The following is a 12,970-nucleotide window of genomic DNA, read 5'->3' as shown; positions in this document are numbered from 1 at the left end:
AGGCCGGGCTTCAGGAGTCCAGGTCGTCGGCGAAGTGCCGGAACCCGTGCCGGTCCCGGTGCAGTTCCCACAGGGTGTCCGCCAGGGCGGCCGGGTCCTTGCGGGGGTGTCCTGGGATGATCGCGCCGGGGATGACCAGCTGGGCGACATGGATGCCCTCGGGCGCGAGGGTGTCGTGCAGCAGATGCCCGTACGCGCTCTCCGCGGCGAACGCGATCGACGTACCCGCGCGGTCCGGGTGCGGGACGACGGCGGTGCCGCCGTTGACGAACAGGATGGTGCCGCGGCCGAGTTCGCGCATGCCGGGCAGGACCCGCTGGACCGCGGCGACCGGGCCGTAGACCGAGAACTCGACCGGGCCGGCGAGGTCGGCATGGGTGGTCTCCAGGACGTGGCGCATGAAGCCGGGCTGCGGGACCGGGCTGTACTGGAGGACCTCGATCGGGCCCAGCGCCGCCCGCGCCTCGTCGAGGGCGGCCGCCAGGGCCTTCGGGTCGCGTACGTCGGCGGTGAAGGCACGGGCGGTGACGCCCTGGCCGGTCAGGCCGGCCGCGAGGGCCGCGACGCGCTCGGGGGTGCGGGCGACGAGGGCGACGTCGAAGCCCTCGCCGCCGAACCGCCGGGCCACGGCCGCGCCGAGTCCGGGGCCGGCTCCGATGATGGCGATGGTGGTCATGACCCCATCCTTCCCCCGCCGGGGCCGGCACGCGCCACGGCGAACAGGACCCGCCCCGATGCGGATGGTGGGCGGGCCCTGTTCGTGCCGGTCATTGTGGTGGTCGCGTGGGCCGAGCGACACGGGTGAACGACGCCCACCCGAAGCGCGCCCCGCACACCCCGAGTGATCCGGACCACCGGGGGCTCGTCTCGTCTGTCGACCCCGCCCGACCTCGTGCCGCCTGCGGTGACGATACTGGGAGGTACCCGTGCCCCCGCCCACAGATGGACTCATGCCGATCTCCGCCACCACCGCCTCGTCCACCACGACCTCCGCCACCGTGTGGCAGCTGCGCGGCCGTCATGCCGACTCCGCCGCGGTGGACGTGCTCCGCGCCTCGCACCTGCGGCAGCTGAAGGACGACGGGGTCGTCGACGACTTCCAGGAACTTCCGGAGGAACGGGTCTTCGAGGCCCGCTGGCGGGTCGAGGACGAGGTGACCGTGCGGGCCCGGCTGACCCTCACCGACGAGGAGTGGGTGCTGGTGGCGGAGGCGGAGCGTGCCTGGAACATGTCCTGGCCCTCCCCCGTCGGCATGTTCTGGGCGCTCGGTCCGGAGGCGCAGTGGGACCACGACACGGTCGCCGGTGTGCGCTTCCGGGAGGTCAACCGGCTCACCGAGGACGACAAGGAGATGCGGCGCCTGCTGAAGAGCTGCGCGCGCGAGTCGTGGGCGGTCCATGTGGTCGTGCACGAAGCCATGACCCCTGACGAGCGCGGCCTGCGCCCGCTGTCCGGGCTGCTGCCGCCGGGACTTGAGCACCGCGTGGTGGAGCACCGCGCCGCGCCGCACCAACTGCGGGCCGTCAACTGGGCGTTGAAGGACCTCGACGTGCAGGTGCCGCGCGGCGGCGCCGTCGTCCTGCCGCCGCTGCCGTCCGGTCACGACGCCGACGAGTTCTCCGTACGCAGCGTCTTCCTCGACGGGACGCCGCCCACGGAGCTGGTCGACGTCCTGACCCGGTTCGCCGCGCTCCCCAGGCCGTTGCCCGGCGACGCCGTGGAAGCGGTCACCGACCTGCGGGAGAAGTGGGGGCTGCTGACCCTGGAGGAGGAGCTCGCCCGGCAGCGCGAGCTCGTCGCCATGTACGCGGAGGCGCTCGACGCCATGACCAAGTCCCGGGATCTGTACCGGGAGGCCGCCGAACGCGCCAACGAGGCGCTGGCCGCCTACCGCGAGGGCCGCGCCGCCGAACCGACGGCGCCGCCCGCCGAGCAGCAGCCCGCATCCCCGCTGCACCAGCTCACCCGGACCTTCGAACGCCTCAAGCGCCGGCCCCCGAAGGACGGCGACGGCGTCAGCTGAACAGCGGGATGTGTTCGGCGTCGGCTCCCAGCAGGCGGCGGTCGGCATCCGTGAGGGGCGCGCGGCCGGTGGCGGCGCGGGCGTAGTGCTCGTCGCTCCACGCCACCGGGACGGGACGGCCCAGCAGCCCGTCCAGGGTGGCGCGCACCGCGGCCAGGCCCACGGACGACGGCCCCGGCACGCCGGGCAGGTCCACGACGAGGTCGAGGTGGTGGATCGTGGCCTCGACGGCCAGGGTCGTCATGAGGTCCCCGGCGGTGAGCACATGGCCCTGCGTGGCGACGAGGCGGTCCCGGGCTGTCGCCGCGGCGGCCGTGACCGTGGCCGCCGCGGTCTCCAGATACAGCTCCCGCAGCTGACGGAAGTCCAGGAACATGCTGGCGCCCACCCGGCTCCAGCGCCGCCCGTTGGCCGCGCCGACGGGATCGGGCCGCCAGTCCTGCCAGTAGGTGACGGCGTCACGGTCGGCGGGTCCGGCGGCCGGCGTGTGCAGGGCGACCAGGGCCCGCTGACAGTCGGAGACACAGTGCAGGATCAGGTCGCGCACCGCCCAGCCCGTGCAGCCGGTCGGCCGCCAGGACTCCTCGTCCTCCAACGGCCGCACCACCGCCGCGAAGGCGGTGTAGGCGGCACGCAGCACCTCGGACGGCGCCGTGGGGTCCGCGGACACGTCGGTCATGACGCCAGCGTAGGCGCCCCGTCGCCACGTCCGGCCCTCGGCCGGTGGCGTCAGGGCGTCAGGGCGTCAGGGCGACGGAGTGTCAGTCCGTCGTGCGCTGGGCCTCGGCGAGCAGGCGTTCCGTCGTGTTCAGGTGGGGCGGTGGGGAGGCCAGCCGTACGACCAGGGCGGTCAGCGCGGCGAGGGCCGCGCACACGGCGGCCAGTCCGGCGGCCCAGGCCGGGGCGAGGGTGAGGTCGAGGGCGCGGGACAGCCGGCCCGAGTCGAAGCGGGCCGCGTACAGCTGGGTCGCGGCCAGGGCGGCCGGCACCAGGACCGCGAGGGTGAGCGGCGGCGCCGTCGGGCGCAGCGTCACCAGCAGGGCGAGGAGCAGGCACACGCCGGACAGGCCGAGGACGAAGCCGTAGCGGCGCAGGGAGACACCGTCCTGGTGGGCCGGGAAGTACGCGGCGGCGCAGCCGAACAGCGCCAGTGCGGCCAGCCGGCCGGGCCAGGCGGGCGGGGTGGCGCTGCGGAAGCGCACGCGTGCCGCGCGCGGCACCGGGGTTCCCTCCCGAGGCGCCGCGGGCGGTGTCGCGGCGGTCTCCTCCGGCTGCCGCGGCGGGTGGGTGCCGCCGCGTTCGTCGGCCAGGCGGCCGATCAGCTCCACGAGGTCCTCGACGGGTCGGCCGGTGGCGGCCGCCCGCACCGCCTCCTGTCCGCAGTGGGGTTCCAGCGGTGCCTGCCGGAGGAGGGCCATCAGCCGGGTCACCTCCTCGACCGGGCGGGACTCGGCCGCGGCACGGATCGCCTCGTCGGCTCCGGACGCGTCTCGCGGCGGCCGGGTCAGCAGGACCACCAGCCGGGTGACGTCGTCCACGGAGCGGTTCAGCCCGACCGCGCGGAGCGCGTCGGCGGTGGCCCGGGCGTACCGGGGTGACTGTTCGAGCAGTGTGATGAGCTGGGCCACCTCGTCCAGGGGGCGATCGGCCACGGCGGCACGGACCAGTCCGTCGACCGGATCGCCGTACGCCGGGACGCTCCCGTCCCCTCGGTCGCCGGTCGGCGCGAAGGGGCTGATCGGCTCCGTGACGGATATGGCGGGTTCGTTCGACTGAGGTGTTGACGGACTACTGGTCATGCGCGGCTCTCCAAGCGGATGAGATGCGGCCGCTGCTGCGCCCCCGACGCGCGACACGCAACGTTACGGTGACCATTACTAGGGGCCCGCGCCCGACCGTGCCACTCGGATGGGCCACGGGTATGACGGACTCCCGGCGGCCCACACCCCTGCACTCCCACTGGTGTTCGATGGCACCGGTTCGAGCCTTGTCGGCCATACCCGGGGCGGGAACGGGAATCCGTGAAGAGATGCACACACCCTGATACGGCACGTCCCGATTCGAGGAGGGCCTGTGGACACCCGCACCGTGATCGTCGTCGCCGCGGTGATCGCGGCGGTCCTGCTGGCCGCGGCCGTGGTCGTCTTCGCACGACTCCTGCGCACCCGGCGGGACTTGAGGCGGGCCGGGCTGCCGACCGGTCCGCGGTGGGTCTTCTGGGGCGCCCTCGCCTACTTCCTGCTGCCGGCCGACCTGTTGGTCGACCCTGTGTATCTGGACGACATCGGTGTTCTGCTGCTCGCTCTGCGCAGCATGCGCGCGTACGCGGAGCGTGACCAATTCACCGATACGGCCTGATCACACGCCTCGACGTCCCCATCTGTCTCCCCCGTCCCCGCATCCCCCGCCGCCTCTGGTTACACACAGTAAGGAAACCAATCACCCGTTCGATTCGTATAAGTCCTAGGAGGCCGACGGCAGTCGGCGACCCGGGCGACGGTGCGAGTGACCGCCGCCGGCTCGGCGCAGCATCCACGAGGGAGAGACGATGCAACCGTTCGCGCTCAACTACGCCCGCCCGGCAGCACAGTCGGAGGACACCACTCCGTATGTGTACGACTCCGGACGGCAGTTGAACGTGCTCTCGGACGGGCGGATAGCCGCCCACGACCTGGCGTTGCTGAGAGAGCTCGGAACGACGACGTCAACTGCCGGTTCGAAGACCCACTTCGACGACTGAACACGGGTCGGCGTACATGACCGTGTTGATCCTGACCTGTGAGGCCGACGTGACGGCCGACATGGTGGTCGTCCACCTCAACGCGTCCGGGGTGCCGGTGGTGCGGCTCGACCCGGCCGACCTGACGGGGAGCGCGGCGCTGTCCGGGGAGTACGTGCACGGCTCCTTCCGCGGCCATCTGTCGTCCGGGGGGCGGCTGGTGAGCATCAACGGACTGCGGTCCGTGTGGGTGCGCCGGCCGGGCACGGCCGCCACCCGGGCCGCCGAGCCGTCCGAGTGGCTGACGGAGGAGTCGTCGCAGGCGCTCTACGGCATGCTCCGCAGCTCGCAGGCGCGGTGGATGAACCACCCGGACGCGGCCCGTCGGGCCCGTCACAAGCCCTGGCAGCTGCGGCTGGCCCAGCGCTCCGGGCTGCCCGTGCCGGCCACGCTGATCACGACCTTTCCGCAGGCCGCCCGGGAGTTCGCCGAGCGGTACCCGGATCTGGTGGTCAAGCCGGTGTCGGGGGCCCATCCGCAGGACCCGCCGCGGGCGGTGCCGACCAGCAGGGTGGCGCCGGACGCGGACTTCGGGGCCGTGGCGTACGGTCCGACGCTGCTTCAGCGCCGGATAGCCAAGCGGGCGGACATCCGGCTCACGGTGGTGGGTGAGCGGATGCTGGCCGCGCGCAAGTCCACGGCGGCGGATCCGGACGAGGTCGACGTCCGCTTCGCCTCCGCCACCCATCCGTGGCAGGCCGCCGAGGTGCCGCCGCGGGTCGCCGACGCGGTGCGCGCCTATCTGCGGGGTGCCGAACTGGCCTACGGCGCCTTCGACTTCGCGGAGGACGCGGACGGGACGTGGTGGTTCCTGGAGTGCAACCAGTCGGGGCAGTTCGGCTTCGTGGAGGTGGAGACGGGTCAGCCGATCGCGCGCACCATCGCCGAGTGGCTGGCCCGTCCGGTGCCGGGTGAGGGGGCACAGGTCAACGGCGCGAACACCGCGCTCACCTGAGGGTCACAGCTGTCCGGGGCCGGGCATGAGCGCGTTGCGCTGCCAGCCCGGGGGCGGCGGAGGCGGCGGGGGCAGCTCGCCGAGCTGGGAACGGCCGATGGACTGGAGGGGCTGCATGGCGAACTCCAGTTCCCTGCTGACTCGCTCGGCCTCCCTGCGAACCTGAGTGGGTATGTCGCCGCGCTCCGCGATGAGTCGGTCATAGATGGGGGAATCCTGGAACACCCGTCAACGTGCCTTTCGTGTCACGGCCCACAGGTATGGGCACGGCTGTCGAGTCTAGGCGTCCCTGCACCCTGCGGGGTGAATTCCTCCGTTCGGCTTGACTCACGCTCCCGTCGTGGAGCCGGGCCGGACGATCATGAGCACGGTGACGGTGGCCCACAGCAGGTTGAAGACACCGGTGAACATGGCGAGTTGGGCGGTGCCGGACCGGTCGACGGGCTGCCCCGCGTCGAGTTGTTCGAGGAGTTCCGACTGCCGGGGCAGCACGAAGGCCACCAGGACGCCCGCCGCCGCGGCGGTCAGCGCCATGGACGTGATCAGCCAGCCGCTGCCCAGCACCCCCATCGCGGCGGCCGTGGCGAAGCCGAGGAGCGGGACGGCCAGTCCCAGGCCCGCGTAGACGCGGCAGATGCGGTGCAGCAGGGCGACGGTGCCCGTGCCCGCCCCGTCGTCGCCCGAGCGGCGGGCCGCGGGCGGGAACATGCTGGCCGCGACGGTGACGGGGCCGACGGCGACGATGGCCGCGAGGACATGGAGGGACAGCAGGAGCTTGGTCATCGAGTGAGGTCCAGGGTCGGTCGTGGGTGGTCGGCGGCCCACGTTAGGGATCTTCGCGACCGTCGCACAGAGGCCGGAACGACAGGAGCCAACGGATTCCCGCCAACCGCCCTGACATCAGCCTTTCCCTCTGTACCCCGGTACAGAGGCTGGCGGGAACCCGCTTATCGTGGCCTTCATGCACACCGTGGCGATCCTGGTCCTCGACCAGGTGGTGCCGTTCGACATGGCGGCGCCGATGCAGGTCTTCGACTGGACGCGGCTGCCCGACGGCCGCGGGCCCTACCGGGTCCGGCTGTGCGCCGAGTCCCCTGAGGTGCGGGCCGACGGCGGCTTCTCGCTCCGCGTCGAACACGGCCTCGAGACGCTGGCGGACGCGGACACGGTCATCGTGCCCGGCTGCTCCCCCGAGGCCGGTCCCACCCCCGCCCCCGTCCTCGACGCGCTGCGGCAGGCCGCGGCGGCGGGCACCCGGATCGCCTCGGTGTGCGCGGGCGCGTTCGTGCTGGCGGAGGCCGGGCTGCTGGACGGGCTGCGCGCCACCACGCACTGGGTGGCCGCGGGCGAACTGGCCCGCCGTTTCCCCCGGGTCCGGGTGGAGCCGGACGTCCTCTACGTCGACAACGGCAAGATCCTCACCTCGGCGGGTGCCGCCGCCGGCCTCGACCTGTGTCTGCACATGATCCGGCGCGACTTCGGGTCGGCCGTCGCCGCCGATGCCGCGCGGATGTCGGTCATGCCCCTCGAACGGGAGGGCGGCCAGGCCCAGTTCATCGTGCTGGACCATCCGCCGGTGCCGCGCGGCTCGACCCTCGAACCGGTTCTGGAGTGGATCGAGGACAACCTGGCCCGCGAGATCACCCTGGGCGCGATGGCGGCCCGGTCGGGGATGAGCGAGCGCACCTTCAGCCGCCGCTTCCGCGAGCAGACCGGCACCACTCCGTTGCAGTGGCTGCTGCGGGCGCGGGTGCGGCGCGCCCAGTACCTGCTGGAGAACAGCGACCACCCGATCGAACGCATCGCGCGGCAGGCCGGGTTCGGTTCCCCGACCGCGTTCCGCGAGCGGTTCCGGCGCGTCGCCGGAACCACTCCGCAGGCCTACCGCGCCGCGTTCCACGGGAGTTCACGCACTCCGGTGACCCACTGAAAGCGGCTCGGACAGAAGCGGCTCAGAGCAGGGCGTCCGCCTTGGCGACGGCGTCGGGTACGGCGTTGGCGCCCATCAGGACGCACAGGGTGTAGCTCACGTCCTCCAACTCCCGCGCGACCATGGCGTCGCCGCGCTCGGCGTGGGCGATCTGAAGCGACGCGTACTGCGTGAGCAGCTTCCTGACGACCTTCGGGTCCGGCACCAACACGACAAAAGCCCCTCTCACGACGGATCGGTCCACGGGCCTGGTTCCGGCATGCTCACATCTCCCGCACCGCGGCCCGCATTTGACGGAATCCTGGCGCTCCGTGCCCGAGTGCCGCTCGAATCCGGCCTGCGGGAGACCCACAGGAGTGACGTTCCGGCGAGCGTGGAACCGACCCGCTTCCCCACGGGCCGTCGGCAGTTGAACAGGGGGCATCCCCTCGCACGAACGGTGTACGCCATGAACTGCCTCCCCCGTCTGCTCTGCGCGATCTACGTCGCCACGAGCGCCGGACTCGCCTGGACCTCGGTCCTGCAGTACCGTCACGGCCCCATGTGGGCCGTGTATCTCCTCGCCGCCGCGAGCCTCGTCCCGGTCATCGCCGTCGTCCGCGAGGCCGAGTGGCACGAGCAGCGGACGGCGGCCGTCCCGGCCGGGTACACGGTCGGCCTCGACATCGCCGAGGCCGCCGACGACGTCGTACAGGCCGAGCTCGACGCCGCGTGCTGCGAGCGCTGGTGGACGAGTTGCGGCACGGACCACGACACCCGCTGCGCACGCCGCGTCCCGCGCAGCAGCGCCGCCTGACGGACCTCCGTCGCGCGCGTGCCCTCCGGGCGCCGGTACCGCCCGGAGGGCACCGCTCAGGCCACCTGCCCGCTGTGCAGCGCCGTGTACGCACCGCCCCGGCGCAGGAGTTCCTCGTGCGTGCCGATCTCCTGGATGCGGCCGTCGCCCAGCACGACGATCCGGTCCGCGCCGCGCACGGTGGACAGCCGGTGGGCCACCACGAAGGTGGTACGGCCGTGCAGGAGCCGGGCGAGGGCCTCCTGGACCAGGGCCTCCGAGCGGGTGTCCAGCGCCGAGGTGGCCTCGTCGAGGACGAGGACCCGGGGGTCCCGGATGAGGGCGCGGGCGATCGCGAGGCGCTGGCGCTGGCCGCCGGACAGCCGGGCCCCGCGCTCACCGACGACCGTGTCCAGGCCCTGCGGCAGCCGGTCGACGAACTCCAGCGCGTTGGCGTCCCGCAGGGCCGCCCGCACGGTCTCCTCGTCGGCCTCGTCCTCCATGCCGTAGGCGACGTTCTCCCGGATCGTGCCGTCGAACAGGATCGACTCCTGCGGCACCACCGACACGAACCGCCGGTAGGTGCGCAGGTCGAGGTCGTTCATGTCGGTGCCGTCGAGCAGCAGCCGGCCCGAGGTGGGGCGGATGAAGCCGATGACGAGGTTGAGGACGGTGGACTTGCCCGCGCCGGAGGCACCGACCAGGGCGATGGTCTCGCCGGGCCGCACGGTGAGGGTGAAGTCGTGCACGGCGGGCCGCTCCCCGTCCCCGTACACATGGCCGACCCCCTCGAAGGCGACGGCCCCGCGGACCTCGCCGACCTCGGACTTGCCCGCGTTGTCCTCCAGTTCGGGCGCCTGGAGCACCTCGCCCACCGAACGCACCGACTCCAGGCCCTTGGTGATGACCGGGGCGAGCCCCGCCAGCGTCGTCGTGGAGTTGGTGAGGGTGGTGAGGAACGCGCTGAGCATCACCACGTCACCGGCGGTGACGCCCCAGACGCCGTAGTACGACACCAGCGCGGCGCCCGCGAGGACGAGCACGCCGACGACGTTGAGCACCACCCAGGCCAGCGAGCCGAAGCGGCCGTTGACGAGGTCGAGGCGGTTGCCGGAAGTCAGCAGGCGGTGCAGGGTGCCGTCGATGCGGCGCAGCGCCTTGCGCTCCAGGCCGTGGGCGCGGGTGACGGGGATCAGCCGGGTCATCTCGGTGACGCGGGACGACAGGGTCTCGACCTCGTGGCGGAAGTGCTCGTTGTGGGTGCGCAGCCGGGCCCTGAGGCGGGCCACGACGAGCGCGGCGGCCGGGACGACGACCAGGAACACCGGCAGGAACTCCGGGGTGCGGATGCCGATGATGACGAGCCCGCCGATGAGCACGGTGCCCGCGCCGAGGCCGGTCTCGGCGGTCTGCTGCACCATCTGCTCGACGGTCTCGACGTCCCGGACGACCTTGGCCTGCAACACACCGGCGCTGACCCGGGAGTGGTAGCCGATGGACAGCTGCTGCATGCGGGTGCACAGCGCGGAGCGCAGCGAGGTGCCCATGCGGCGCACGCTGCCGTACAGCAGGCGGACGTACAGCACGTGCAACGGGTAGTTGACGAGCAGGATCAGCAGGATGATCCCGGTGCTCAGCCAGAGGTCGCCGATCGGACCGTGCTGGACGACCGTGTCGATGATGGACGCGGTGATCAGCGGCAGCAGCCAGATGGGGCTGTGCTTGACCGTGAAGACGCCGACCGCCACGGCGAGGCGGTGACGGTCGGCACGGAACAGGTAGGCGAGGGTGCGGATGGGGTGCTCGCCCCGGTAGCGGTGGTCGAGCGGTCTCTCCAACGGCGAGGCCATTGGTGGTGGTCCTTCCCAGGGGTTCGGCTGGTCGGGCGGGCGCCGCGTCAGGGCACTCCGTCGGTGCACTCATCACGGCACTCCATCGGGGCACTCCATCGGGCCCGCCCGACTGGGCAAGCGCTTTCTGCCCGTGCGCCCTGGCGCTACACCTGGTCGAGCGTGGCAATCTCCGTGGCGCTCAGGGTGAGGTCGGCCGCGGCGAAGGAGTCGAGGATGGTCTCGGGCCGGCTGGCCCCCGGGATCGGTACGACGACCGGCGACTTGGCGAGCATCCAGGCCAGGCACACCCGCTGCGGGCTCACTCCGTGCGCCTCGGCGATCCGGGCGAACGGCGCGTACGCGGAGCCCAGTTCACCCGCCCGGGAGATACCGCCGAGCGGGCTCCAGGGCAGGAACGCGATGCCGAGCTCGTCGCACAGCTCCAGCTCCGGCTCGCTGGAGCGGAAGGCCGGGGAGAACTGGTTCTGCACGGAGACGAGCCGTCCGCCGAGGATGTCGTTCGCCTGCCGGATCTGCTCCGGGTTCGCGTTGGAGATCCCCGCCATCCGGATCTTGCCCTCGTCCAGCAGGTCCCGCACCGCACCGACCGAGTCGGCGTACGGGACCCGCGGGTCGGGGCGGTGGAACTGGTAGAGCCCGATGGCCTCCACGCCGAGCCGGCGCAGCGACGCCTCGCAGGCCGCCTTCAGATGCTCCGGACGGCCGTCGAGGGTCCAACTGCCGTCGCCGGGCCGCAGATGACCGCCCTTGGTGGCGACGAGGACGTCCCCGCCCCGGTCGTGGGAGGCGAGGGCCTTCGCGATCAGGGTCTCGTTGTGGCCGACCTCGTCGGCGCGCAGGTGATAGGCGTCCGCGGTGTCGATGAGCGTCACGCCGGCATCGAGGGCGGCGTGCAGGGTGGCGAGGGAACGCGCCTCGTCCGGGCGTCCCTCGATGGACATGGGCATTCCGCCCAGGCCGATGGCGCTGACCTCGACGTCACCGATGCGTCGCGTGTGCATGGGGTGTGACCTCTCTGCGGCTGCCGTACGGGTGCGGATGTCCGGTGGATCGACAGGCAGACGTCCGGCCGGACCCGCGTCTCAGCCTGAACCGGTCCGGGCCCGCAGGTCCAATAGAAGAAAGAGAACGCATTCAGCACTGCGAGGACTGAATTGCGCGGCACGTCGACCGGTGTGCGCCCCGTCTTCCCGATCCGCTTGCGCGGGCTTCGGGTACGTGTGGCACGCTCGCCCTCGACCAGCAACGACGGTGAGAGGCGGCGGCATGCGCATCGGACTGCTCGGCACCGGCCCATGGGCCGAGGGGGCGCACGCGCCCGCCCTGAGCGAGCACACGGAACTGGACTTCGCCGGGGTGTGGGGCCGCCGTCCGGACGCCGCGAAGGAGTTGGCGGGCCGGTTCGGCACCCGGGCCTACGACGACGTCGACGCGCTCTTCGCCGACGTGGACGCCGTCGCGGTGGCGTTGCCGCCCGGGGTGCAGTCCGAGTTGGCGGTACGGGCCGCGCGGGCGGGCTGCCATCTGCTGCTGGACAAGCCCCTCGCGCCGACGGTCGAGCAGGGCCGGGCCGTGGTGGACGCGGTACGGGAGGCTGGGGTCGCCTCGGTCGTGTTCTTCACGACGCGCTTCCAGGCCGTGACCGAGGCGTGGATCACCGAACAGGCGGCGGTGGAGGGCTGGTTCACCGCGCGCGCCGAGTGGCTGGGCGCGGTGTTCACCACCGACAGCCCCTTCGGGGCGTCACCGTGGCGGCGCGAGAAGGGCGCGCTGTGGGACGTGGGCCCGCACGCGCTGTCGGTGCTGCTGCCGGTCCTCGGCGACGTACGACGGGTCGCGGCGGCCGCGCACGGTCCCGCGGACACCGTGCACCTCGTCCTCGAACACACCGGTGGCGCGTCGAGCACGCTCACCCTGAGCCTGACCGCGCCGCCCGCGGCGGCGGGCGCGGCCGTCGAACTGCGCGGCGAGGCGGGGGCCGCGCTGCTGCCGCGCAGCCCGGAGGGCGCGGTGCCCGCCCTGATCCGCGCGGCGGACGCTCTCCTCGCCGCGGCCCGCACCGGCCGCCCGCACCCGTGCGACGCCGCGTTCGCACTGCGAGTCACCGAGATCCTGGCCACGGCCGAGGGCCTGCTGAGCGAGGAACGCCCCTGACGCGCGCGGCGGTTGGGGGCGGGACGCGGCTGGGGCTCATGGCGCGGCGGTTGGGGTCGGGAAGCGGCTGGGGCTCATAGCGCGACCGTTGGGGCCGGGACGCGGCTGGGGCTCATGGCGCGGCAGGCGGCCGTCCCGCGGCTGAGGCTCAAGTGGCGGCTGACGGTCGGGCGAGGGCTGAGGCTTCGCGGCGCGTGAGGCAGCCATTCCGCGGATGACGCCCGGGGAGCGGCAGGCAAGCCCACCCGCACCTGACGCATCGCGACGCGTGAGGCAGCCATGCCGCAGATGACGCTCAGCTGGCGGCGGGCGGGCCGCGGCTGAGGTCCGACTCGCGGCTCACAGTCAGCCCGCGGAGACGCTCCAGGCGCGGCCGTACGGCCGATCCCGCGGACGGAACTCCGGTGACGGCTGACAACCCGGCCGCGGCTGAGGGTCACTTCGCGGCTCGCAGTCAGCCCTCAGATGACGCTCACGTCACGGCAGCCACGCCACGGCTG

General features: G+C 72.8%; 15 protein-coding genes. 7 read left to right on the top strand and 8 right to left on the bottom strand.

The window, feature by feature from the left end; all coding sequences use genetic code 11:
- Window positions 1–10: 10 nt before the first annotated feature.
- The gene (locus EJC51_RS42190; protein ID WP_126275928.1) at window positions 11–676 is read right to left on the bottom strand and encodes an SDR family NAD(P)-dependent oxidoreductase; all 666 of its coding nucleotides are present in this window, start codon (window positions 674–676) and stop codon (window positions 11–13) included.
- A gap of 274 nt (window positions 677–950) precedes the next feature.
- Here EJC51_RS42190 and EJC51_RS42185 point away from each other — a divergent pair, with 274 nt between their 5' ends.
- Window positions 951–2,024: a hypothetical protein gene (locus EJC51_RS42185; protein ID WP_244363102.1), complete on the top strand. Its 1,074-nt coding sequence runs from the start codon at window positions 951–953 to the stop codon at window positions 2,022–2,024.
- Here EJC51_RS42185 and EJC51_RS42180 read toward each other — a convergent pair.
- Window positions 2,017–2,703, bottom strand: a complete 687-nt coding sequence (locus EJC51_RS42180) for a maleylpyruvate isomerase N-terminal domain-containing protein (protein ID WP_126275927.1) — start codon at window positions 2,701–2,703, stop codon at window positions 2,017–2,019. The two genes, EJC51_RS42185 and EJC51_RS42180, sit on opposite strands and share 8 nt — an antisense overlap.
- 82 nt (window positions 2,704–2,785) lie before the next feature.
- Window positions 2,786–3,823 carry a hypothetical protein gene (locus EJC51_RS42175; RefSeq protein ID WP_244363099.1) on the bottom strand — a complete coding sequence of 346 codons (1,038 nt, stop codon included), beginning with the start codon at window positions 3,821–3,823 and terminating at the stop codon, window positions 2,786–2,788.
- A gap of 274 nt (window positions 3,824–4,097) precedes the next feature.
- Between EJC51_RS42175 and EJC51_RS42170 the strand changes: the two genes are divergently transcribed.
- The 3 genes from EJC51_RS42170 to tgmB all read left to right on the top strand — a co-directional run bounded on the left by EJC51_RS42170 (window position 4,098) and on the right by tgmB (window position 5,758).
- Window positions 4,098–4,382, top strand: a complete 285-nt coding sequence (locus EJC51_RS42170) for a DUF1232 domain-containing protein (RefSeq protein ID WP_126275926.1) — start codon at window positions 4,098–4,100, stop codon at window positions 4,380–4,382.
- Window positions 4,383–4,572: 190 nt separating this feature from the next.
- Window positions 4,573–4,764, top strand: a complete 192-nt coding sequence (gene tgmA, locus EJC51_RS42165) for a putative ATP-grasp-modified RiPP (protein WP_126275925.1) — start codon at window positions 4,573–4,575, stop codon at window positions 4,762–4,764.
- A 16-nt stretch (window positions 4,765–4,780) separates the two neighbouring features.
- Window positions 4,781–5,758: an ATP-grasp ribosomal peptide maturase gene (gene tgmB, locus EJC51_RS42160; RefSeq protein WP_126275924.1), complete on the top strand. Its 978-nt coding sequence runs from the start codon at window positions 4,781–4,783 to the stop codon at window positions 5,756–5,758.
- Between the two features lie 3 nt (window positions 5,759–5,761).
- Here the strand turns inward: tgmB and EJC51_RS42155 are convergent, their stop codons facing one another.
- Window positions 5,762–5,983, bottom strand: coding sequence for a hypothetical protein (locus tag EJC51_RS42155; protein WP_126275923.1), 222 nt, complete (start codon window positions 5,981–5,983; stop codon window positions 5,762–5,764).
- Between the two features lie 102 nt (window positions 5,984–6,085).
- The gene (locus EJC51_RS42150; protein WP_126275922.1) at window positions 6,086–6,541 is read right to left on the bottom strand and encodes a DUF2269 family protein; all 456 of its coding nucleotides are present in this window, start codon (window positions 6,539–6,541) and stop codon (window positions 6,086–6,088) included.
- Window positions 6,542–6,719: 178 nt separating this feature from the next.
- Here EJC51_RS42150 and EJC51_RS42145 point away from each other — a divergent pair, with 178 nt between their 5' ends.
- A complete protein-coding gene (locus tag EJC51_RS42145; RefSeq protein WP_126275921.1) occupies window positions 6,720–7,688 on the top strand; it encodes a GlxA family transcriptional regulator in 969 nt (322 codons plus the stop codon).
- Between the two features lie 22 nt (window positions 7,689–7,710).
- On the opposite strand, the gene EJC51_RS42140 is transcribed toward EJC51_RS42145, so the two are convergent.
- Window positions 7,711–7,899 (bottom strand): DUF5133 domain-containing protein, encoded by a 189-nt coding sequence (locus EJC51_RS42140; RefSeq protein ID WP_126275920.1) that lies wholly within the window; start codon window positions 7,897–7,899, stop codon window positions 7,711–7,713.
- A gap of 237 nt (window positions 7,900–8,136) precedes the next feature.
- Here EJC51_RS42140 and EJC51_RS42135 point away from each other — a divergent pair, with 237 nt between their 5' ends.
- Window positions 8,137–8,484 carry a hypothetical protein gene (locus tag EJC51_RS42135; RefSeq protein ID WP_126275919.1) on the top strand — a complete coding sequence of 116 codons (348 nt, stop codon included), beginning with the start codon at window positions 8,137–8,139 and terminating at the stop codon, window positions 8,482–8,484.
- Window positions 8,485–8,540: 56 nt separating this feature from the next.
- Here EJC51_RS42135 and EJC51_RS42130 read toward each other — a convergent pair whose 3' ends face one another.
- Together EJC51_RS42130 and EJC51_RS42125 are read right to left on the bottom strand one after the other, a co-directional pair.
- Complete coding sequence (locus EJC51_RS42130; protein WP_126275918.1) at window positions 8,541–10,313, bottom strand: ABC transporter ATP-binding protein; 1,773 nt, start codon at window positions 10,311–10,313, stop codon at window positions 8,541–8,543.
- Window positions 10,314–10,459: 146 nt separating this feature from the next.
- Entirely contained in the window at window positions 10,460–11,317 is an 858-nt protein-coding gene (locus EJC51_RS42125; protein ID WP_126275917.1) for an aldo/keto reductase, read from the bottom strand.
- A gap of 265 nt (window positions 11,318–11,582) precedes the next feature.
- Between EJC51_RS42125 and EJC51_RS42120 the strand changes: the two genes are divergently transcribed.
- Window positions 11,583–12,470: a Gfo/Idh/MocA family protein gene (locus tag EJC51_RS42120; RefSeq protein ID WP_126275916.1), complete on the top strand. Its 888-nt coding sequence runs from the start codon at window positions 11,583–11,585 to the stop codon at window positions 12,468–12,470.
- Window positions 12,471–12,970: the final 500 nt, after the last annotated feature.

The organism is Streptomyces aquilus, assembly GCF_003955715.1.
In the GTDB taxonomy this organism is placed as follows: Bacteria; Actinomycetota; Actinomycetes; order Streptomycetales; family Streptomycetaceae; genus Streptomyces; species Streptomyces aquilus.
Note: the sequence above shows the minus strand (reverse complement) of the source record. Positions and strands in the feature narration are given on the sequence as shown.